Raw genomic sequence first — 20,479 nt, 5'->3', positions numbered from 1 at the left:
AGGGACGGCGAGTCGAATCAATTGCGCAGGGGCTTTCCAGTGTCCAGCATATGACGGACACGCGCCTGGCTGGCAGGCGTGGCGAGCAGTTCAAGAAAGGCGGAGCGCTCCAGTTTCAGCAGCGCGGCTTCCGCCACCGGGTAAAGCGGGTCGGCGCCGGCGCCGCCGCTCAATACTTCCGCCAGGGCGGTATTGACCACATCATCGTGCGGAGTGGCGCGTCCTGCCAAGGTTTCCGTGGCAATCAGGTTTTTCAGCGCTGCCAGCCCCGAGGCGCCCGCCACTGTCACGCAGGCGGGTTCGGGCGGCAGGTAGTCGCGAGCCAGCGCCAGCGCTTTGGTCTTGGCGTCGGCCAGCAAGCGGCTGCGGTTCATGGTGATGCCGTCGCTGTCTTTCAGAAAGCCCAGCCTGCGGGCATCGAACGCACTGCTGGAGACTCTCGCGGCAGCGATGAGCTGAAAGGCGGCAATGGACGGGGCGACCGGCCCATGGGGCACGCCCGATGCGGCCTGCATGCGCAGCAGCATCTCCTTGCAGCCACCCCAGCCGGGGATGACGCCGATACGCGTTTCGACCAGTCCCATGGACAGCTCGGCGTGCGCCTGGATGGCGTCGCAGTGCAGCAGGATTTCGCAGCCGCCACCCAGGGCCAGGCCGGCCGCCGCGCCGACTACCGGGAAGGGGGCATACTTGATGGCCTGGAAGGTGCCATGGCCCAGGTCGAGAAAACGTTCCAGGGCCGGTTGGCCGTGCTGCTCCAGGGTTTCAAGAAAGACCCGGAGATCGGCGCCCGCGCTGAATGCCTGCGCGTCGCTGCCGATCACCAGCGCCTGAAAATGCTCCTGTGTATGCGCCAGCGCGGCCTGTATGGTTTCCAGCAGCGTGGGATTAAAGGTATTCATCTTGGTCCGGAAAGCCAGGCCAGCCACGCCGTCGCCCAGGTCCCAGAGCGCCGCGGTACTCCAACTGGCAACAGGCTGTTGCGCCAGGGCCAGGTCGCCCAGCAGCAGCACGCCAGGTGCCTGGCGCAGTGGCTGGTGGCTGCCGTCCGGCAGCAGGCAGGCGCGCCGGCCGTCGCGTACCGAATAGAAACTGCCATGGCGCGCCGCCAGGGCGAGGTAGGGCGGCACCGGCAGGCCACGCGCCTGCAGGCGCTGCGCCAGCCAGTCTGTGCCCAGTTTGTCCATCAGTTCGAATGGACCCTGTTTCCAGCCATAGCCGTTGCGCATGGCTTCGTCGATATCGAAGGGGGTATCGGCAATTTCCGGCACCAGCGCGGCAGCGTAGGCCAGGGCGCGCTCCATGACGGCTGCCGCATACTGGCCGCCAGGCGCAGGGTGTTCCATCAGCGCACGCGGGTCGCCCTGGCTGGCCTGCAGGCTTTCCGAGGCCACGCTGCGCTGTGGCCGGTACTCGCCGGTTGCCAGGTCGATGACATCGCGCTGGCGGCGGTCGGCCGATAGGCGTACGAAACCGGCCCCGCTTTTGCGGCCCAGGCGATTCTCGCGGATCATGCGGGCAATCAGCGGCGGCTCTGCATCGCAATCCTGGATGGCGTCGCCGGCAGGCGTGGCCTGTTGCAGGATGCGCAGGATCATGGGCATGAGGTCGATGCCGACGAGATCCAGCAGGCCGAAAATGCCGGTGGCCGGGATGCCGAAAGGCCGGCTGATGATGGCATCGGCTTCCTCTACGTCCAGTCCCAGGCGGATGGCTTCGTTCTGAGCCACGACCATCCAGTAATTGCCGATGCGGTTGCCGATGAAGCCCGGCGTGTCCTTGCAATGCACCACGCTTTTACCCAGCTGGCGGTCGGCGAAGTAGGTCAGTGTTTCAGTGGCTTCCTTGCGGGTTTGCGGGCCGCTCACCAGTTCCAGCAGCCGCATGATGCGCGGCGGGTTGAAAAAGTGGGTAATGAGGAAGTCGCCGCAGAAGCGTTCGGGCATGCCGGCCGTGAGTGCGGCAAGCGGAATCGTCGATGTATTCGAGGACACCAGGCTGCCGGGCTTGCGCGTCTTTTCGATATCGCGGTACAGCGCCTGTTTGATGTCCAGCTTTTCGGCGACGGCTTCTATGATCCAGTCGGCATCGGCAATGGCGGGCAGGTCGGCAGCAACTGCGCCCGTGCGCACACGGGCTGCGAAGGCGGGGTCCATGAACCCTCCTGCTTTCAGCTGGCGGGCGATGCCGGCATCGGCCTGGGCTTTTTCCAGGTCCAGCAGGACGACTTGAAGGCCGGCATTGGCCAGGTGGGCGGCAATGCCAGCGCCCATGACACCAGCGCCGATGACGGCGGCTTTTTGAATTGGGGCGTTCATGTCAGGCAGCCTCCAGCACCATGGCGATGCCCTGGCCGCCGCCTATGCACTGGGTTGCCAGTGCATAGCGTCCGCCATCGCGGTGCAGCAGGCTGGCAGCCTTGCCGACCAGGCGTGCGCCCGTGGCGCCGAGCGGGTGGCCCAGCGCGATGGCGCCGCCGTCGCGGTTCAGCCGGGCGGGATCGAGATCGAGATCCTTGCAGCAGGCCAGTACTTGTACGGCAAACGCTTCGTTCATTTCAATGACGTCCAGTTGCTGCGCGCTTATGCCGGCACGGGCCAGGGCCTTGCGCGTGGCTTCGACCGGTCCTATGCCCATGATGTCTGGGGCGCAGCCCGAGATGGCATAGCCGGCAACGCGAGCCAGCGGCTGCAGATGGTGACGGCGTACGAAATCGCCGGAGCACACCAGGGTGGCGCTGGCGCCGTCCGTCAGGGGCGACGCATTGCCTGCGGTGACGCTGCCTTCGGCTTTGAAGACGGTCTTCAGGCCGGCGAGCTTGTCGGCGTCCGTGGCCCTGGGGCAGCCGTCCTCGGTCACACCGTCGATTGGTGTGATTTCCGCAGACAGGCGGCCTTCCGCGCGGGCGGCCAGTGCTTTACGCTGGCTTTCCAGGGCATAGGCATCCTGTTCAGCCCGGCCGATGCTGTAACGGCTGGCCAGGTTTTCGGCCGTCAGGCCCATATTCAGCAGTGCCGTGCGCAGAGCATCGTCCCATGCGGGATTGGGCAGCGGATTGAAACCCATCATCGGTACCCGACTCATGCTTTCCACGCCGCCGGCGATAAAGGCTTCGCCGGCGCCCATGGCAATGGCGCCGGCCGCCATTTGCACGGCTTGCAGCGAAGAACCGCACCAGCGATTGACGGTAGAGGCGCCAACCGACAGCGGCAGGCCAGCCGTGAGCGCCGCACAGCGGGCGATGTTCAGGCCCTGTTCCCCTTCGGGAAAGGCGCAGCCCAGGTTGACGTCTTCCAGCAAGGCCGGGTCCAGGCCCGAACGGCGTACCAGCGCAGCGATCACGCTGGCGGCGAGATCGTCGGGCCTGACGCCGGCCAGCGCGCCGCGATGGGCCGGCGTGAAAGGACTGCGCAGGTAATCGACGATGAATGCGGTTGTCATGGAGTCTCCGGTAAGGAATGTCTATGCATTACATATTGGGATAGTTGGGTCCGCCGCCGCCTTCCGGTGGCGTCCAGGTAATGTTCTGGGCAGGGTCCTTGATGTCACAGGTCTTGCAGTGCACGCAGTTCTGCGCGTTGATGACGAAACGCGGCGCGCCAGTCGGCATGGCTGGGTCCGTGGGGTTGCTGGTGGCAGGGGCGTCATCGACGATTTCGTAGACGCCCGCCGGACAGTAGAGCCGTGCAGGTTCGCCATAGCGCGGCAGATTGCTGCCTATCGGGATGGCGGGGTCGGCCAGCTTCAGGTGGATGGGCTGGTCTTCCGCATGGCTGGTGCTGGACAGGAAGACAGAGGAAAGCTTGTCGAAGGTCAGGATGCCGTCATATTTCGGATACACGATGGGCCGGACTGCGGCCAGCGGCTTCAGACAGGCGTGATCGGGCTTGCAGTGGGCCAGGGTGCCGAATGGGGATTTGCCGGTCCAGGTCTGTAACCACATGTCCAGGCCGCCCAGGCCGATCCCGACCGGCGTGCCATAGCGTGACCACAGCGGCTTGACGTTGCGCACGGGCTTGAGGTCGCGGCCGATCGCAGAGTCGCGCCAGCCGTCGTCATAGGCGTCAAGGATGTCATGTCCGCGCCCGGCGGCCAGGGCATCGAAGGCAGCGTCCGCCGCCTGCATGCCGGAATGCAGGGCGTTGTGGCTGCCTTTGATGCGTGGCACGTTCATGAAACCGGCGGCACAGCCTGTCAGCGCGCCGCCGGGAAAGGCCAGCCTCGGCACGGACTGCCAGCCGCCTTCGGTCAGCGCCCGTGCGCCGTAGGCCAGGCGCCGCGCGCCCTCGAAGGTGCCACGGATCAGGGGATGCGTCTTGAAGCGCTGGAATTCGTCGTAAGGGGACAGCGTCGGATTCTGGTAGTCCAGGTGCAGGACGAAGCCGACGGTGACCAGATGGTCGTCGAAGTGATACAGGAAGGACCCCCCGCCGGTCTGCCGGTCCAGCGGCCAGCCGAATGAGTGCTGGACCAGGCCAGGCTGGAACGCATCGGGCGTGACCTGCCACAGCTCCTTGATGCCTATGCCGAACTTCTGCGGTGAACGCCCGGACTCCAGGCCATATCGGGCGAGCAATTGCTTGCTCAGGCTGCCGCGCGCGCCTTCCGCGAAGAGCGTATAGCGGGCCCGCAGTTCCATGCCCGGCGCATAGTCGGCACGAGCTTTGCCATCGCGGCCTATGCCCATGTCGCCGGTCGCGATGCCACAGACGGCGCCCTTGTCGTCGTACAGCACTTCGGTGGCGGCAAATCCAGGGTAGATTTCCACGCCCAGGGCCTCGGCGCGGCTGGCGAGGTAACGCGCCAGGCTGCCCAGCGAAGCTATGAAGTTGCCATGGTTGTTCATCAGCGGCGGCATCATCCGGTTGGGCAGTCGCATGCCACCGGTACGCCACAGCAAGTAGAAGCGATCGTCGCTGACCTGCGTCTTGAGTGGCCGGTCTGCATCATCGCGCCAGTCGGGCAGCAATGCATCCAGCCCCGACGGGTCAATGACGGCGCCCGACAGGATATGCGCGCCGACTTCCGATCCTTTTTCCACGACCACGACGGAAATCTCGCGCCCTTCCGCCTGTGCCCGTTGCTTGAGCCGGATGGCTGCGGCCAGGCCGGCCGGACCCGCGCCGACGATGACCACATCGAAGTCCATGGATTCGCGCTGGGTATTGCTCGTCACGGCATGTGTTCCTTGTGTAGGTTGAAAATGCGCGCCGCGCGGTGAGGGATCGAGACAGACAGGCCTGCCTGGACCAGGAAGCCGCTACTGGAAACCGATGGCCAAGAGCACGGCGTTCTATCTGCCAATGACTATATCAAACGATTGGTGTAATAACGAAGAAGGCGATTCTCCCAGCTTGACGCGATGCCGTGAACACGCTATATCCGCACATTCCCCTGCGTGCCGCGTGCCGGTGCCGATGCACGGAAGGGGATTCAATCAATCGGGTCGGAGCAGAAATGATGGGTAATGGAAGCGGGGCGGAAAAGCGGGCCAGTCGGGGAAAGTTCATCAGCGCATTACCCGTCGAAGGCATGAGCGAACGCCACCGTGAGGTGCTGGAGGCGGCTGCGGCCCTGTTCGCCGAACGTGGCTATGCGGCGACTTCGGTCAGGGACATCGGCGAGCGCGTGGGCTTGCTGGGCGGCTCCCTGTACCACTACATCAAATCCAAGGAGGCCTTGTTCGTGAATATCCACGACATGGCGCTGCAGGTGGCTGAAGACCGCATCAACGCGGCAGTGGCGCCGCACGAGGACCCGTGGAGGCGCCTGGAGGCAGCCTGTATCGCCATGCTGGAGATACAACTGGACCCGGAATCGTTGACCATGCCGCTGATGAGCGACTTCAATTCCGTGCCCCCGGAGATCCGTGTCAGCCTGGTGTCCAAGCGGGACAAATTCGAAGATATTTTCCGCGGTCTGATTGCGGCGCTGCCGCTGGCTCCCGGCCTGAACCGCAATGTCTACCGCTTGCTGCTGCTGACCCTGCTCAATAATGTGAGCGGCTGGTACCGCCAGGGCCTGCTGTCACCGGCGGAGATCGGCCAGCAGATCATGCGTATTTTTCGGCACGACGGTAGCGCGGGGCAGTGAACGATGCCGTCCGTTTGCCTGTACTGGTGTGCATATGTTTCTGCTCAAAGTTTAATCACTGTTTTCAAGTAATTGATTTTTATTGGGGAAATCATGTGTTCCCCAAGCTATCCCAAAAGTTGTCCACATTTTTTCGGGATAAGAATGGACAAATGACGGGTGGACGCGCCGAAGGGGTGTGCTAGGCTGTCGGCAGTTCCGGCTGCCGTGGTGGCGGCGGGAGACAGGTATCACAGGAGTTTCTTCATGTCCGACTCAGTCAGCAAGGCCATACTGGAATCCCAGGCATACGGTTTCGCCATTACGTTATTGATCGCCGCCGTCATTCTGATCGTCGGCTGGTGGGTATCCAAATGGGTGGGCAGCATGGTGCGCCGCGCCGCGACCAGTTCGCCGCGCATCGACGCCACCATCGTGCCCATCCTGAGCAGCACGGCCGTGTGGGCAATCCGTGTTTTCACGCTGGTGGCGGTCCTGGCCCGCTTTGGTGTGCAGACGGCCAGCATCATCGCCGTCCTGGGCGCCGCTGGCCTGGCGATCGGCCTGGCGTTGCAGAACACCTTGCAGAACATTGCTGCTGGCGTCATGCTGCTGGCGCTGCGGCCCATGCGTGCCGGTGAGTACGTGTCCGTCGGTGGTGTCAATGAAGGCACGGTCGAGGAAATCGGCCTGTTCATGACGCGCCTGACGCAATTTGATGGCATTGCGATCTCGCTGCCGAACAGCACGGTATGGGGCGCGAACCTGATCAATTACAGCCGCAACCCGACCCGCCGCCTGGATCTCGAAGCCCAGGTGCGCTATGACGACGATCTGGATGCGGCGGTGGAGAGCCTGAAGGCGCTGATCAACGACCATCCGCTGGTATCCAAGGAGCCGGCACCCATGGTGATGGTGATGGGCTACCGTGACAACGGCGTCAGCATCAATGTGCGGGTCTGGACGGACAACAGCAAATACTGGGAATTGCGCTGGGACCTGCTCTACAAGATTCGCAAGACGCTGGTGGGTGCCGGCATGGGCGCTGCGGTGCCCGTGCGCGAATTGCAGGGCCCGGTTGTTGCCAAGGAGCGCCAGCAGGGCTGAGGCAGCCAGCCTGAACCGGCTCGGCGTGCCGGGCCGGTTCAGTCCTGCTTGCGGTAGTTTTGCGGCGCCAGCATGGCGGTACAGACACCGCGCATCATATCGACCTCATCACGGGTCAGGGCGCTGCGGCCGAACAGATGCTGCATGCGCGGCACCAGTTTCTTGGGATGTTCCGGGTCGAGAAAGCCGACGGCCACCAGCGCTTCGCGCCAGTGTTCGAGGAAAGCCTGAACCTGGCCGTTGCTGGCCAGGGCCGTGCCGGGGTCCACGCTCTGGATGGGCGTTTGTGGTAGCGCCCGTCCTTCGGCGCCCAGCGCGTAACGCATTTCCCACGCGGCCAGTTGCAGCGCCTGCGCCACATTCAGCGAACTGTATTCCGGGTTGGCGGGAATGTGGCAAATGCGCTGGCAGAGGGCAATATGCGCATTCGTCAGGCCGCTGCGCTCCGTTCCCAATACAATGGCGACGCTGGCGTCATCCTGAGAGGCCAGCAATTCGCGGCTTTCTGCGGCGGCTTCGCGGATGTCACAGACCGGCGGGCCGATGTCGCGCGGCCTGGCGGTCAGGGCATATGCCCGGGTTACCGGCGCGAGCGCTTCTTCAAGAGATGCTGTTATCAGCGCGCCAGACAGGATATCATCGGCGCCACTGGCCATGGCAATGGCATCGGGATGCAGGGTGATATCGTCCAGTTTGGGCGTGACCAGCACCAGCGATGAGAACCCCATGGTCTTGATGGCCCGGGCGGCTGCTCCCACATTGCCAGGGTGGCTGGGGGAGGTCATGATGAAGCGTACACGCGAAAAAACAGGCGTCATTTAAAATACCGGTCTGGGCCTACTGCCAGTTACTTTTATATAGGCCCTGGATGGGAGCCATCCAGGGCCTGCGAACGGATCAATACGGAATTCTATGCATCCCATGCTCAACACCGCCGTGAAGGCGGCGCGCCGTGCCGGCGCGATCATCAACCGCGCCAGCCTGGACCTCGACAAGATTCAGGTCGGCCGCAAGGGGCCCAACGATTATGTCACGGAAATCGACCGGGCCGCAGAGCAGGCCATCATCGAAATCCTGAGCACCGCCTATCCCGACCACGCTTTCCTGGCGGAAGAGTCGGGCGACGTTCCGCCTGCCGACGGTTCGACCGAATCCGAGTATCGCTGGATCATCGACCCGCTGGATGGCACGACGAACTTCATTCACGGCTATCCGTCCTTTGCCGTGTCCATCGCCCTGCAGCATCGCGGCGTGACCACCCAGGCGGTGATCTACGATCCCTCCAGCAATGAGCTGTTCACGGCCAGCCGTGGCGGCGGCGCATTCCTGAATGACCGCCGTGTGCGCGTGGGCAGCCGCGCGCGCTATCACGACGCCCTGCTGGGCGTGCGCTGGCCCAGCGGTGCCGGTCCGGTCGGCGTGCCGCGCTACCGCGAATTGATGGAACAGTGCTCGGGCGTGCGCCGCAGCGGTTCGGTGGTGCTGGATATGGCCTATGTGGCCGTCGGTCGCCTCGATGGTTTCTGCGGCATGGACCTCAAGCCCTGGGATCTGGCGGCCGCGGGCCTGCTGGTGCTGGAAGCCGGTGGCCTGGTGGGCGATTTCGAAGGCGAGCAGACCTGGTTCGAAACCGGCAATGTGCTGGCCGGCTCGCCCAAGATCTTCACGCAGATGCTGGGGCACCTGCAACTGGATTGATGGTTGGCAGCCTGCCGTATGGCGGCAGGAACCATGCATCGGCAACAGGCGCGAACCGCAAGGTCCGCGCCTGTTTTTTTATGGTTTCCACGCTGCGCCAGACGAAGACGGGCCAGGATGGTGGCCGAGCCGGCCAGGCCGCAGGAATCGTGCGCGGGGTGGCCCCGGCTTCGTATTGCCGGATGGATGCGTAGACTTTTTTATCCTGTTGCGCCGCGTGTGACACAGAATCCTAGTACGATTAGAGGCTTCAAGAACAACGGGAGTCTTACATGGAGTGGCTGCTGGACCCTTCAGCATGGGTCGGCTTGCTGACATTGGTCGTGCTCGAGCTGGTGCTTGGCATCGACAACTTGGTATTCATTGCTATCCTGGCAGAGAAACTGCCGCCTTCGCAGCGGGATCGTGCCCGTATCATCGGCCTGTCACTGGCGCTCATTATGCGTCTGGCGCTGTTGACGGCGATTTCCTGGATAGCGACCCTGACTTCCCCGTTGTTTTCCATCGGGGCGCTGAGCTTTTCCGGCCGCGACCTGATATTGATGGCTGGTGGCTTCTTCCTGCTCTTCAAGGGCACGATGGAGTTGCACGAGCGTATCGAAGGCAAGACACATCACGTCCGCGGTCCGCGCGTTTATGCCGGCTTCTGGGTCATTGTGACGCAGATCGTGGTGCTGGACGCCGTATTCTCGCTGGATGCCGTCATTACCGCCGTCGGTATGGCAGAACACCTGTCGGTCATGATGATGGCTGTGGTTATCGCCATTGGCGTGATGCTGATCGCCTCCAAGCCGCTGACGATCTTCATCAACCGCCACCCTACCGTGGTCGTCCTGTGTCTGGGCTTCCTGCTGATGATCGGTTTTTCGCTGGTGGCGGAAGCCTTTGGCTTCAAGGTGCCCAAGGGCTACCTGTACGCGGCCATCGGTTTCTCGATCATGATCGAGGTGCTCAATCAGTTGGCACGTCGCAGCCTGGTGCGCACAGTGGCGGCGCGACCCATGCGTGAACGCACGGCCGAAGCTGTGTTGCGCATGCTGGGCAAGCGCCTGCCGGATGAAATCGAAACCGACAAGCCGGCGCCGGAAGAACCTGCCGTCGCCTTCGGCGTCGAAGAGCGCAACATGGTCAGCGGCGTCCTGACGCTGGCCGAGCGTTCCATCCAGTCCATCATGACGCCCCGCACGGATATCAGCTGGGTCAACCTGAAGGACAGCCCCGAGGAAATCCGTGAACAGCTGAGCGCGTCGCCGCACAGCTTCTTCCCGGTGTGCGATGGGGCGCTCGATGAGGTCGTGGGAGTAGGCCGGGTCAAGGACATGATCGCCGACATCATCACGGAAGGCGCCATCCGCCGCGACCGCCTGCGGGAGCCATTGATCGTGCACGAGTCCATCGGCATCCTGCGCCTGATCGAAACACTCAAGCGTTCGCGGGGCCAACTGGTACTGGTGACCGACGAGTTCGGTGCGATCGACGGCCTGGTGACGCCCATCGACATTTTCGAAGCCATTGCGGGGGAGTTTCCCGACGAAGATGAAACACCGGATGTCATCCCCGACGGTGACAACCGCTGGCGCGTCAATGGAGCTGCCGATCTGCACTACCTGGAGCAGGTCCTGGAAGTCGATGGCCTGGTGGACGAGGCCGACGACTACACCACGCTGGCAGGCTATCTGCTGGCACGCTTCGGCAGCCTGCCGCAGGTGGATGACGTGTGCGAATACGTCCAGGACCATGTGCGCGTGCGCTTCAAGGTGCTGGCGCTGGAAGGCCGGCGCATCGCCGACGTACTGGTTGAACGCTCCATCCTGGAGCCGGAAATGCCGGAAAGCGGCTCTCAGCCAGCCTGAACCCCGGCAGGCGTGGCCGGCTTGCCGGCCACGCTTTCAAGAAGAGGTCAGGCAAGCCGGGTATGATGCGGCGTTTCGGACCGATTCCGGTGTACAGCACAGCTGGGCGGATAGCGGATATAAAACACGGCAGCGGCTTTCAGCCGTTGCCGATTTCTTAAATGACTATCGGAAACATTCATGGACGCAGGACTTCTACATCTGGTCAAGGCATTTTTTCTAGGCATTATCGAAGGCCTGACGGAGTTCATTCCGGTGTCCAGCACGGGGCATTTGATCCTCATCGGTGACTGGATCAGCTTCCAGAGCAGTGACGGCAAGGTGTTTGAAGTGGTGATCCAGCTGGGCGCCATCCTGGCTGTCATGTGGATTTTCCGTGCCCGCCTGGGCCAGTTGATCGGCGGCACCTTGCGCGGTGAACGCCAGGAAGTGCTGTTCGCGCGCAACCTGATCGTGGCATTCCTGCCGGCCGGCATCGTCGGCGCGATTTTCATCAGCCAGATCAAGGCGATCTTCTATCACCCCGGGGTCGTGGCGACCACACTGATCATCGGCGGTCTCATCATGCTGTACGTGGAGCGCAATGCGCACAACGCCAAGGAGCCCAAGCAGACGGCGGCCGATGTCCGTGCCACGTCGCATACGCTGGAGCAGATCTCCTGGAAGCAGGCCCTGGGCGTGGGTGTGGCGCAGTGCGTGGCCATGATTCCGGGCACTTCGCGCTCTGGCTCCACCATCGTCGGCGGCATGATCGCAGGCATCCAGCGCAAGACGGCAACGGAGTTCTCGTTCTTCCTGGCCATGCCCACCATGCTGGGCGCGGCAGTTTACGACATGTACCGCAACTATCACCTGCTGACGCAACATGACCTGTCGGCCATTGCAGTGGGCTTCGTGGCGGCATTCCTGAGCGCCATCCTGGTCGTGCGTGCAGTGTTGCGCTTCGTCGCCAATCACACCTATCGCGGCTTTGCCTGGTACCGCATCGCGCTGGGCCTGGTGGTGGCCGTCGTCCTGTTCGCCAAGGCCTGAACGGGGGGCATCCAGCAGGCGGCGCCGCCGCCAGGGCTGCCCGGCAAAAAGAAACCGCCCGCCATTCCTGGATGAAGCCAGGGTGGCAGGCGGTTTTTTCGTCTGCAAGCGGGCCATTGCCGGGCAGGCCGCCAGGCTGGCGGCCTGCCTGGCTCAGGAACGGTGTTCCGTTGCCTCGTTGTCGGCTTCTTCCAGGTCGTAGGCGGTCAGGCCATCCAGGTCCAGCGCGAACCAGCCGCCGCGCCAGGGCTGCTCATCACAGCTCCAGTCGGGCAGCACCCAGCGTTCGCAGGCCCGGCCATCGACCTGCAGCACGTGGCGTGCGGGGCGATGGGTGTGGCCGTGAATCATCAGGGAGACACCGGTGTCGCGGAAGGCGGCGTCAATGGCTTGCGCATTCACGTCCATGATTTCCTGCGACTTTTGCTGGTTGGCCTGCATGCTGTCGCTGCGGGCCTGCTGCGCCATCTTGAGGCGTTCCGGAATGGGCATGGCAAGGAACTGCGCCTGCCATTGCGGATCGCGTACCATGGCGCGGAATTGCTGGTAGGCCTGGTCGTCGGTGCAGTATTCGTCACCATGCGACAGCAGCACGGTGCGATAGTCCGTTTCCAGCAGCACTGCGTCGGGCAGCAACTGCGCGCCCAACTGGCCGGCCAGCGTTTCCCCCATCAGGAAGTCGCGGTTGCCCCGGCCGATCCACAGGGGGATCTGGCTGGCCGTGGCGCGCATGGCCTCCAGTACTGCCGCCAGCCAGGGCGGCGCGATGGCGACCGTATCGTCGCCGATCCAGAAATCGAAGATGTCGCCCGGCAGCAGCAGGGCGTCGGCTTCCTCGGCAGCGGCTTCCAGGAAGCCGATGAAGGCTTCATTGGTAGCCGGAGTGGCTTGCGCCAGATGCAGGTCGGCGGCGAACCACAGCGTGCCGGGCAGCGTCAGGCGCGGCAACTTACTCAATCGTTTCTGCCTTGATGATGACGACGTCCTCGACCGGCACGTCCTGGTGGAAGCCACGGCTGCCGGTGCGGGCGCCCTTGATCTTCTCGACCACATCCTGGCCTTCAACGACTTCGCCGAAGACGGCGTAGCCCCAGCCCTGCGGCGTGGGCGAGGTGAAGTTCAGGAAGTCGTTGTCCTTGACGTTGATGAAGAACTGGGCCGTAGCGGAGTGCGGGTCGCTGGTGCGGGCCATGGCCAGCGTGTAGCGCTTGTTCTTCAGGCCGTTGTCGGCTTCGTTCTTGATCGGGGCATGGGTCTGCTTTTGCTTCATGCCGGCTTCGAAGCCGCCGCCCTGGATCATGAAACCGTCGATGATGCGGTGGAAAATGGTGCCGTCGTAGAAGCCTTCCTGGACGTAAGTCAGGAAATTGGCGGCGCTGACCGGCGCTTTTTCCGCGTCCAGGGCGATGATGATGTCACCTTGATTGGTTTGCAGTTTGACGCGGGGCTGATTGCTCATGACGGGGGCTCCTTGAGTTGTCGGTGAAATTGCCGGGCTGGAGGCGCCGCCGGTCTTGACCGGCAGCAGTGCAAAGCTGGCGGCGACCACGGCCGCCAGGGCGATGCCGGAGAAAACCAGCCGGCGAGTAAAAGTCCTGTTGGTCATGGCTGGACCTCAGGGGATGAGAGGGATTGTACGGCGGAGATGCGGCCATCCAGGCCGCGCAGGCCCAGCGCGCGTGCGCGTTCCAGCGCGCGCGCCGATTGTGCCAGGCGCAGGTCGCCCAGGTTGGCCCAGGCCAGTGCATAGCCCGGGTCGGCATTCAGTGCCATGGATAGCGCATCTTCAGCCAGGTCGAGCTTGCCGGCGCGCCAGTAGAGCGCGGCCAGATTGTTCCAGGGTTCGGGGAGTTCCGGGTAATTGCCGGTCATTTCGCGGTAGATGTTCATGGCTTGTTCCGTCTGGCCGCTGGCCTGGAGGGCGCGGGCATAGAGGAACTGAAGCTGCACATCGACGCCGGGATCGTTGCGGGCGCTTTCCTCGGCCAGGCGCTGTTCGATGCGCTCCATGGCTTCGCTCGTATTGCCGCTATCGAGCAGATGGGCGATTTCCGCCGCCGTTTCGCTGGCGCTGGGCGGCAGCGAGGTATCGACGCCGGGCTTGAGGGCTTCGAGGAAACGGGCCAGTGTGTCCGAGCCGCCACTGGGCTCGCCGTTGTTGCCCGGCGTGGGCAGGTCAACGACAGGCAATGCCTGGGAGTGCGCAGCGGCAGAGGCCAGCAACAGGCTGGCCAACAGGGTGCGGGACAGGATATTCGAGAAGGTTGTGGTCATATCGCCTGGGCGGATTTCTGTGCAAAGACTGCCGGGCTTGAAGTCTGGGCAGCCGTGCTTGCTATACTTGCCGATCGCCATTTTAGCCTTGCTTGCCGTCCGGTACGGCATGTCGCTGGCTGCGCCGCGCCGCCAGGGGGTATTTCCCCAGGATGCACTGTTCGCGCGGCCATGTTCATTACCTGTCATACATCGGGCCGTTAGACTTCATGATGCAGATTCACAACACCCTGTCACGCAACAAGGATTTCTTGCGCCCCGTTGAACCGGGCAAGGTGCGCATGTATGTGTGCGGTATGACGGTGTATGACTACTGCCACCTCGGCCACGCACGCATGCTGGTCAGTTTCGATGTGGTCCAGCGCTGGCTGCGGGCCAGCGGGCTGGAAGTGCGTTACGTGCGCAACATCACCGATATCGACGATAAGATCATCCGCCGCGCAGTGCAGACCGGCAGGCGCATCAGTGAAGTGACGACTTTCTTCATCGACGCCATGCATGCCGACGAGCGTGCGCTGGGCGTGCAGTCTCCCGACGCCGAACCGCGTGCGACCGAGCACGTGGGCGATATGCTGGGCATCATCGCCAGGCTCGAGGAAAAAGGCCTGGCCTACCGGGCCGATGATGGCGACGTGAATTATTCGGTTCGTTCGTTTCCGGGCTATGGTAAGCTCTCCGGGCGCAGCCTGGACGACCTGCGTGCCGGCGAACGGGTGGCGGTCGATACCAGCAAGCGCGATCCGCTCGATTTCGTGCTCTGGAAAGCGGCCAAGCCGGCCGAGCCGGCCGATACGCGCTGGGATTCGCCTTATGGCTTTGGCCGACCAGGCTGGCATATCGAATGCTCGGCCATGAGCAAGGCGCTGCTGGGCCTGCCGCTGGATATCCATGGCGGTGGCCCGGACCTGAAGTTCCCGCACCACGAAAATGAAATCGCCCAGACCGAGGGCGCCTACGAACAGACGCTGGCAAATATCTGGATGCATTGCGGCCCGCTCATGGTGGATGCCGACAAGATGTCCAAGTCGCTGGGCAATTTCCGCACCATTCGCCAGACCATCGCTCGTGACGCTTCCCATGAAGAACACCATGAAGGCGAAGGCGACGACTGGTTCAACCGGCGTGAAGCGGAGATGCTGCGTTTCTTCATCGTGCGCAACCACTACCGCAGCGCGCTGAACTACGCGCCGGATAATCTGAACGACGCCCAGAATGCGCTGGATCGCCTGTACCGCAGCCTGCAGGCGGTACGCCCGGATGACGCCGGGATCGACTGGGACCACCCCAGTGCGCAGGCATTCAAGGCTGCGATGGACGATGATTTCAATGCCCCGGGCGCGCTGGCCGTATTGTTCGAACTGGCCAGCGAAGCCAACCGTCATGCATCGGCCCGCGCAGCGGGACAACTGCGCGGCCTGGGCGAATTGCTGGGCCTGCTGCAACAGGACCCCGAAGCTTATTTCAAGTGGCCGACGCGCTATCGCCAGAAGCAGGAAACCGACAGCGGTGGAGAAACGGGCGCGGCGCTCGCTGATGCTGCCATCGAGGCGCTGGTGGCACAACGCGGCGAAGCCAAGCGCGCGCGTGATTTCACGCGTGCTGATGCTCTGCGTGCCGAATTGCGGGCAGCGGGCATCGAACTGGACGACAAGCCGGGTGGCGTGACAGTATGGAGGCGGGCATGAGCCAGATCGGCCAGGCCGGCCAGGAGATGTCTTCCGCCAAGCCGGAGTATTGGGACGCTGCGGTGGCGCATTTGCTGCGCCGCGACCGCATCCTGAAGAAAATCATTCCACAGCACGATGGCAGCTGGCTGATGTCGCGCGGCACGCCCTTTGCGACGCTGGTGCGTTCGGTGGTCGGCCAGCAGATTTCCGTCAAGGCGGCCAACGCGCTCTGGGAACGCCTGAGCCAGGCCAGCGACGCGGCGCATGAGCCGGGCGTGTACCTGGCGCTGGGCGAAGATGGCCTGCGAGGCGCCGGCCTGCCCAAGCGCAAGGCAGAGTATGTGCTTGATCTGGCAGCGGGTTTCGAAGAGCGCAGGCTGCGCCCCGAACTGTGGGATAGCATGGATGACGAGGCAGTCATCGCCGAATTGACCACTATCCGCGGCATCGGCCGCTGGACAGCGGAAATGTTTCTGATCTTTAATCTACAGCGGCCGGATGTCCTGCCGTTGGATGATGCCGGCCTGCTGAAAGCCATTTCGCAGCATTATTTCAGTGGCGAGCCCGTGTCGCGCTTCGAAGCGCGTGAGGTGTCGCAGGCATGGCAGCCCTGGCGCACCGTCGCCACCTGGTATCTCTGGCGCAGCCTGAATGCCGTCGCAGTGCCTTCCTGCTGACGGCCCGGACTCGTCTTCACGCATACGGAATCCCATACGCAATGCGCAATACATTTCTCGAATTCGAACAGCCTCTGGCGGAGCTGGAAAGCAAAATAGAACAGCTGCGCTATGTCCAGACTGATTCGGCAGTCGACATTTCGGATGAAATCTCCAAACTGCAGCAGAAAAGCCAGACGCTGGCCAAGGGCATCTACGCCAAGCTGACGCCCTGGCAGACCGCCCTGGTGGCGCGCCATCCGCAGCGTCCCTATACGCTGGATTACGTGCGCGAGATCTTCACTGATTTCCACGAACTGCATGGCGACCGCATGTACGCCGATGACCAATCCATCATTGGTGGCCTGGCGCGTTTCGAAGGCAAGCCCTGCATGGTGATCGGTCATCAGAAGGGCCGCGATACCAAGGAGCGTGCGCGCCGCAATTTCGGCATGCCCAGGCCCGAGGGTTACCGCAAGGCCCTGCGGCTGATGCGTCTGGCAGAAAAATTCCGCATGCCGGTGTTCACCTTCGTCGATACCCCGGGCGCCTATCCTGGCGTGGGTGCCGAAGAGCGGGGCCAGTCAGAGGCCATTGGCCACAATCTGTACGCCATGGCCGAGCTGCGTGTGCCCATCATCTCGACGATCATCGGCGAGGGCGGTTCGGGCGGTGCCTTGGCCATTGCCGTGGGCAACACCGTCCTGATGCTGCAGTACTCCACGTATTCGGTGATTTCCCCCGAAGGTTGCGCTTCCATCCTGTGGCGCAGTGCGGACAAGGCCTCGGAAGCTGCGGCCGCGCTGGGTATTACGGCGCCGCGCCTCAAGGAACTGGGCCTGATCGACCGCATCGTCAATGAGCCTATCGGTGGCGCACATCGCGACCCTGGCGTCATGGCACGCCTGCTGCGACGGGCGCTGGGCGAATCCCTGCGCCAGCTGAGCGGCATGACGCCCGACCAGCTGGTGGCCCACCGCCTGGAGCGCATTCGCGCCTATGGCGAAGTGCAGGAAGTCAAAGGCTGAGGACAGTATGCAAGCGGCGGCTCGCGGCTCGAGCGCCAGCGCCGCCAACGCGCTGACCGAGCCCTTGCGGGTGATGTTGGCCGGCCTGCCCCCAGGAACACGCATCGCCGTGGGCCTGAGCGGCGGGCCGGATTCATTTGCGCTGGCGTGTTGCGCCGCGCCGCTGGCACAGGGCCTGGGCCTGGCATTGCATGGCTTCCATGTGCATCATGGTTTGCTGGCGCAGGCCGATGCCTGGGCTGCCCAGGCGCGCGCGCTGGGCGTTCATCTTGGCTGTCCGGTGCATGTCGCCCGGGTGGATGTCACCGGTGTTGCCGCACTAGGCATGGAGGCCGCCGCTCGCGAAGCGCGCTATGCGGCGCTGGCCGACTTGGCCCGGACCCATGGGGTAGGCATCATCCTGCTGGCACATCATCAGGATGATCAGGCGGAAACCGTGCTGTTGCGCCTGTTGCGCGGCACTGGGCCGGAAGGCCTGGCCGCCATGGCGCGGCAGAGCGAGCGTGGCGGGCTGGCGTACTGGCGGCCCTGGCTGGATGTGCCGCGCAGCCGTATCGTGCCGCTGGCGCAGGCTTGCGCCGAGCAATATGGCGTGCCGCTGGCCGATGATCCAAGCAATCTCGATCCCCGCTATACCCGGGCGGCATTGCGTGTGCAGCTTGCCCCGGTGCTCGACGAGCGCTGGCGCGGCTGGCGCAGTATCCTCGCCAGGCATGCCCGCCTTGCGGCCCAGCAGGCGGAAATACTCGCGGAAGTCGCGCATGCCGATTTGCAGGCGCTGGAACTGGCGGAGGATGGCAGCTTTGCGCTGGCGCGCTGGCGTGAGCTTTCCACGGCCCGCCAGGCGCATGTCTTTCGCTACTGGCTGCAGACTCGGGGGGCAATGATGCCGACCGAGGCCAGGCTCAACGATATGCTCAGGCAACTGCGCCAACTGCATGCCTTGGGACATGACCGGAAAATGTCGGTCAGGCACGGGGAGTGGGTCGTCAGTTGCGTTCGTGGCCGCGTCAGGCTGTTGCCGCATGAATGATGCGGCACGGCGGTCGTCACTGGCGCAGCCGAGGACGAAAACTGCGGTTTTTTTGACCGCCAGCAGGCGAATCTGGCAGGCCGGGGCCGACAGATACGCAAGTTCCGCGAGGAAATTGTGCATTTGGCTATCTATCATTGATAAGATAGACCGTTTGCGCCATATGCAAATAAACGCTAGGCGTTAAAATTATTCCCCTTTTATTTCCCGTTCAACGGGCGCGTGCTTAAACCGGGTGGAAGATGGCTCTGATAGTTCACAAGTACGGCGGAACCTCCATGGGGTCTGTCGAAAGGATCAAGAATGTCGCGCGGCGCGTCGCCAAATGGCACGCTGCCGGCCATAAAGTCGTGGTGGTGCCGTCTGCCATGTCGGGCGAAACCAATCGCCTGCTCGGTCTGGCACGTGAAATTTCTGCCATGCCCGATGGTCGTGAACTCGACATGATCGCTGCTACCGGTGAGCAGGCCAGCAGCGGCCTGCTGGCCCTGGCCCTGCAGGCCGAAGGCGTGGCTGCGCGCAGCTATGCGGGTTGGCAAGTGCCGGTGCGTACCGATTCCGCCTACACCAAGGCGCGTATCCAGGAGATCGACGCCACCCGTGTGCAGGCGGATCTGGATGCTGGCCGCGTGGTCGTCATCACCGGTTTCCAGGGCGTGGATGACAACGGCTACATCACCACGCTGGGCCGTGGCGGCTCGGATACGTCGGCCGTGGCCATTGCTGCAGCGTTGGGTGCAGACGAGTGCCTGATCTACACCGATGTCGATGGCGTTTACACCACCGATCCGCGTATCGTCCCGGAAGCGCGCCGCCTGAATGTCGTTTCCTTCGAGGAAATGCTGGAAATGGCGTCGCTGGGTTCCAAGGTGCTGCAGATCCGCTCGGTGGAGTTCGCCGGCAAGTATCGTGTTCCGGTGCGCGTGCTGTCCTCGCTCACCGACCCCCTTATTCCGCTCGACGAAGAAATGCGCTCGGGCACGCTCATTACTTTCGAGGAAGACGAAAAAATGGAATCCGCCGTTGTCTCCGGCATCGCGTTCAGCCGCGATGAGGCCAAGATCACCCTGGTCGGCGTGCCCGACACCCCTGGCGTGGCATCGGCCATCCTGGGCCCGGTTGCTGCAGCCGGCATCGACGTGGATATGATCATCCAGAACCAGTCGGTCGAAGGCACGACGCTGTTCTCGTTCACGGTCAACCGCAATGAGCTGTTGCGCGCCCGCCAGGTGCTGGACACGCAAGTCGTGCCCGCCATCAAGGCCCGCGAAGTGCTGACCGACGAAAAGGTCTGCAAGGTTTCCATCGTCGGCATCGGCATGCGCTCCCACGTGGGCGTGGCGGCGCTGATGTTCGAAACGCTGGCCAAGGAAGGCATCAACATCCGCATGATCAGCACCAGTGAAATCAAGACCTCGGTCGTGATCGAAGACAAGTACATGGAGCTGGCCGTGCGTTCGCTGCACAAGGCCTTCGGCCTGGACGGCGATCCCAAGGTCGCCTGATATTGTCATTTTCCTGCGCGTGCCTGTCCTTGGGGCAGGCGGCAGCGGCAGAAATAAACAGCTCTGCCGGGCATGTCCCGGCAGGGCTGTTTTGCTTCAGCAACACCGGCTGTGGTGTGGCCTGCGCGATACGTGATTTTTCCCGTGTTGGGAGTAAAATTTCCACGGCCTGCTCCCCGAAGGCGGGGCGGGCATCCGTTTACTTCCCCTCATTTGTCTGTCCATAGGCCACACGCGCACGCCCTGATCGCCAGTTTCCCTCCATCGGCTTCCCGTCCTGGACAGACCTTTGCCCCGGATGCGCGCAAGCCCGGGCTGGCTGTGGCCTAGATCCCCCTCATCATGAAACTGTACGGGCGTGCCTCGGGACGATCCTCCCGACCCGCGTATGCGCGTTTGTCGCAATCCCGTCCCGCCAGCTGCCTGGGTCTGTTGCGCGCCCAGGGTCCGCCAGGCCGGGCATGGGGCCAGGCAGGTGTCTCCCTTTCCTGAATCCGTGTTGCGGATTCTTCTTCCGGATTCTCCTTTTCGCGGATTTCCTTTGCGTTTTACCG

17 protein-coding genes are annotated in these 20,479 nt (G+C 63.3%); 10 read left to right on the top strand and 7 right to left on the bottom strand.

The annotated features are described in order from the left end of the window. Positions 1–17 precede the first annotated feature (17 nt). Genes ACEW7X_RS11835 through ACEW7X_RS11825 form a run of 3 tightly spaced genes read right to left on the bottom strand, consistent with a single transcriptional unit; the run spans position 18 to position 5,149 of the window. Positions 18–2,318 carry a 3-hydroxyacyl-CoA dehydrogenase/enoyl-CoA hydratase family protein gene (locus ACEW7X_RS11835; RefSeq protein ID WP_253597248.1) on the bottom strand — a complete coding sequence of 767 codons (2,301 nt, stop codon included), beginning with the start codon at positions 2,316–2,318 and terminating at the stop codon, positions 18–20. Between the two features lies 1 nt (position 2,319). Next, positions 2,320–3,441, bottom strand: a complete 1,122-nt coding sequence (locus ACEW7X_RS11830) for a thiolase family protein (RefSeq protein WP_068370358.1) — start codon at positions 3,439–3,441, stop codon at positions 2,320–2,322. A gap of 28 nt (positions 3,442–3,469) precedes the next feature. After that, positions 3,470–5,149 carry an electron transfer flavoprotein-ubiquinone oxidoreductase gene (locus ACEW7X_RS11825; protein ID WP_420177930.1) on the bottom strand — a complete coding sequence of 560 codons (1,680 nt, stop codon included), beginning with the start codon at positions 5,147–5,149 and terminating at the stop codon, positions 3,470–3,472. Between the two features lie 308 nt (positions 5,150–5,457). Here ACEW7X_RS11825 and ACEW7X_RS11820 point away from each other — a divergent pair, with 308 nt between their 5' ends. After that, positions 5,458–6,093: a TetR/AcrR family transcriptional regulator gene (locus ACEW7X_RS11820; RefSeq protein WP_202969539.1), complete on the top strand. Its 636-nt coding sequence runs from the start codon at positions 5,458–5,460 to the stop codon at positions 6,091–6,093. Positions 6,094–6,339: 246 nt separating this feature from the next. Beyond that, a complete protein-coding gene (locus tag ACEW7X_RS11815; protein WP_127774779.1) occupies positions 6,340–7,179 on the top strand; it encodes a mechanosensitive ion channel family protein in 840 nt (279 codons plus the stop codon). Positions 7,180–7,217: 38 nt separating this feature from the next. Here ACEW7X_RS11815 and ACEW7X_RS11810 read toward each other — a convergent pair whose 3' ends face one another. Further along, a complete protein-coding gene (locus ACEW7X_RS11810) occupies positions 7,218–7,997 on the bottom strand; it encodes an RNA methyltransferase (protein WP_127774778.1) in 780 nt (259 codons plus the stop codon). Positions 7,998–8,091: 94 nt separating this feature from the next. Here ACEW7X_RS11810 and ACEW7X_RS11805 point away from each other — a divergent pair, with 94 nt between their 5' ends. The 3 genes from ACEW7X_RS11805 (at position 8,092) to ACEW7X_RS11795 (ending at position 11,762) form a co-directional block, all read left to right on the top strand. After that, a complete protein-coding gene (locus ACEW7X_RS11805; RefSeq protein WP_068370353.1) occupies positions 8,092–8,877 on the top strand; it encodes an inositol monophosphatase family protein in 786 nt (261 codons plus the stop codon). Between the two features lie 272 nt (positions 8,878–9,149). Beyond that, on the top strand, positions 9,150–10,730 hold the full coding sequence (locus tag ACEW7X_RS11800) for a TerC family protein (protein ID WP_068370351.1): 1,581 nt from the start codon (positions 9,150–9,152) through the stop codon (positions 10,728–10,730). Positions 10,731–10,910: 180 nt separating this feature from the next. Then, on the top strand, positions 10,911–11,762 hold the full coding sequence (locus tag ACEW7X_RS11795; protein ID WP_068370349.1) for an undecaprenyl-diphosphate phosphatase: 852 nt from the start codon (positions 10,911–10,913) through the stop codon (positions 11,760–11,762). A 153-nt stretch (positions 11,763–11,915) separates the two neighbouring features. On the opposite strand, the gene ACEW7X_RS11790 is transcribed toward ACEW7X_RS11795, so the two are convergent. From ACEW7X_RS11790 to ACEW7X_RS11780, 3 genes are all read right to left on the bottom strand, one after another. Further along, complete coding sequence (locus ACEW7X_RS11790; protein WP_068370347.1) at positions 11,916–12,710, bottom strand: UDP-2,3-diacylglucosamine diphosphatase; 795 nt, start codon at positions 12,708–12,710, stop codon at positions 11,916–11,918. 1 nt (position 12,711) lies between these two features. After that, the gene (locus ACEW7X_RS11785; RefSeq protein ID WP_068370494.1) at positions 12,712–13,221 is read right to left on the bottom strand and encodes a peptidylprolyl isomerase; all 510 of its coding nucleotides are present in this window, start codon (positions 13,219–13,221) and stop codon (positions 12,712–12,714) included. Between the two features lie 143 nt (positions 13,222–13,364). Beyond that, the gene (locus tag ACEW7X_RS11780) at positions 13,365–14,036 is read right to left on the bottom strand and encodes a tetratricopeptide repeat protein (RefSeq protein ID WP_068370489.1); all 672 of its coding nucleotides are present in this window, start codon (positions 14,034–14,036) and stop codon (positions 13,365–13,367) included. A gap of 209 nt (positions 14,037–14,245) precedes the next feature. Between ACEW7X_RS11780 and cysS the strand changes: the two genes are divergently transcribed. The 5 genes from cysS to ACEW7X_RS11755 all read left to right on the top strand — a co-directional run bounded on the left by cysS (position 14,246) and on the right by ACEW7X_RS11755 (position 19,925). Continuing rightward, complete coding sequence (cysS, locus tag ACEW7X_RS11775) at positions 14,246–15,721, top strand: cysteine--tRNA ligase (RefSeq protein ID WP_068370488.1); 1,476 nt, start codon at positions 14,246–14,248, stop codon at positions 15,719–15,721. 26 nt (positions 15,722–15,747) lie between these two features. After that, positions 15,748–16,380, top strand: coding sequence for a DNA-3-methyladenine glycosylase family protein (locus tag ACEW7X_RS11770; RefSeq protein ID WP_420177929.1), 633 nt, complete (start codon positions 15,748–15,750; stop codon positions 16,378–16,380). A 41-nt stretch (positions 16,381–16,421) separates the two neighbouring features. After that, positions 16,422–17,387, top strand: a complete 966-nt coding sequence (locus ACEW7X_RS11765) for an acetyl-CoA carboxylase carboxyltransferase subunit alpha (RefSeq protein ID WP_068370343.1) — start codon at positions 16,422–16,424, stop codon at positions 17,385–17,387. Positions 17,388–17,394: 7 nt separating this feature from the next. After that, positions 17,395–18,420, top strand: a complete 1,026-nt coding sequence (gene tilS / locus ACEW7X_RS11760) for a tRNA lysidine(34) synthetase TilS (protein ID WP_420177219.1) — start codon at positions 17,395–17,397, stop codon at positions 18,418–18,420. A gap of 242 nt (positions 18,421–18,662) precedes the next feature. Next, complete coding sequence (locus ACEW7X_RS11755; protein ID WP_420177218.1) at positions 18,663–19,925, top strand: aspartate kinase; 1,263 nt, start codon at positions 18,663–18,665, stop codon at positions 19,923–19,925. The last annotated feature ends 554 nt before the right edge of the window (positions 19,926–20,479 follow it).

The sequence above is a fragment of the Kerstersia gyiorum genome (genome assembly GCF_048595715.1).
Lineage (GTDB): Bacteria > Pseudomonadota > Gammaproteobacteria > Burkholderiales > Burkholderiaceae_B > Kerstersia > Kerstersia gyiorum.
This window is presented reverse-complemented; position numbering and strand designations above follow the sequence as displayed.

Bases quoted from the DNA above. Each gene is read 5' to 3' on its own strand.
- ACEW7X_RS11825 (WP_420177930.1), bottom strand. From the start codon at position 5,149: ATGGACTTCGATGTGGTCATCGTCGGCGCGGGTCCGGCCGGCCTGGCC.
- ACEW7X_RS11795 (WP_068370349.1), top strand. From the start codon at position 10,911: ATGGACGCAGGACTTCTACATCTGGTCAAGGCATTTTTTCTAGGCATT.
- cysS (WP_068370488.1), top strand. From the start codon at position 14,246: ATGATGCAGATTCACAACACCCTGTCACGCAACAAGGATTTCTTGCGC.
- ACEW7X_RS11770 (WP_420177929.1), top strand. From the start codon at position 15,748: ATGTCTTCCGCCAAGCCGGAGTATTGGGACGCTGCGGTGGCGCATTTG.
- ACEW7X_RS11755 (WP_420177218.1), top strand. From the start codon at position 18,663: ATGGCTCTGATAGTTCACAAGTACGGCGGAACCTCCATGGGGTCTGTC.
- ACEW7X_RS11765 (WP_068370343.1), top strand. From the start codon at position 16,422: ATGCGCAATACATTTCTCGAATTCGAACAGCCTCTGGCGGAGCTGGAA.
- ACEW7X_RS11785 (WP_068370494.1), bottom strand. From the start codon at position 13,221: ATGAGCAATCAGCCCCGCGTCAAACTGCAAACCAATCAAGGTGACATC.
- ACEW7X_RS11820 (WP_202969539.1), top strand. From the start codon at position 5,458: ATGATGGGTAATGGAAGCGGGGCGGAAAAGCGGGCCAGTCGGGGAAAG.
- ACEW7X_RS11800 (WP_068370351.1), top strand. From the start codon at position 9,150: ATGGAGTGGCTGCTGGACCCTTCAGCATGGGTCGGCTTGCTGACATTG.
- ACEW7X_RS11810 (WP_127774778.1), bottom strand. From the start codon at position 7,997: ATGACGCCTGTTTTTTCGCGTGTACGCTTCATCATGACCTCCCCCAGC.
- ACEW7X_RS11830 (WP_068370358.1), bottom strand. From the start codon at position 3,441: ATGACAACCGCATTCATCGTCGATTACCTGCGCAGTCCTTTCACGCCG.
- ACEW7X_RS11835 (WP_253597248.1), bottom strand. From the start codon at position 2,318: ATGAACGCCCCAATTCAAAAAGCCGCCGTCATCGGCGCTGGTGTCATG.
- ACEW7X_RS11815 (WP_127774779.1), top strand. From the start codon at position 6,340: ATGTCCGACTCAGTCAGCAAGGCCATACTGGAATCCCAGGCATACGGT.
- ACEW7X_RS11780 (WP_068370489.1), bottom strand. From the start codon at position 14,036: ATGACCACAACCTTCTCGAATATCCTGTCCCGCACCCTGTTGGCCAGC.
- tilS (WP_420177219.1), top strand. From the start codon at position 17,395: ATGCAAGCGGCGGCTCGCGGCTCGAGCGCCAGCGCCGCCAACGCGCTG.
- ACEW7X_RS11805 (WP_068370353.1), top strand. From the start codon at position 8,092: ATGCATCCCATGCTCAACACCGCCGTGAAGGCGGCGCGCCGTGCCGGC.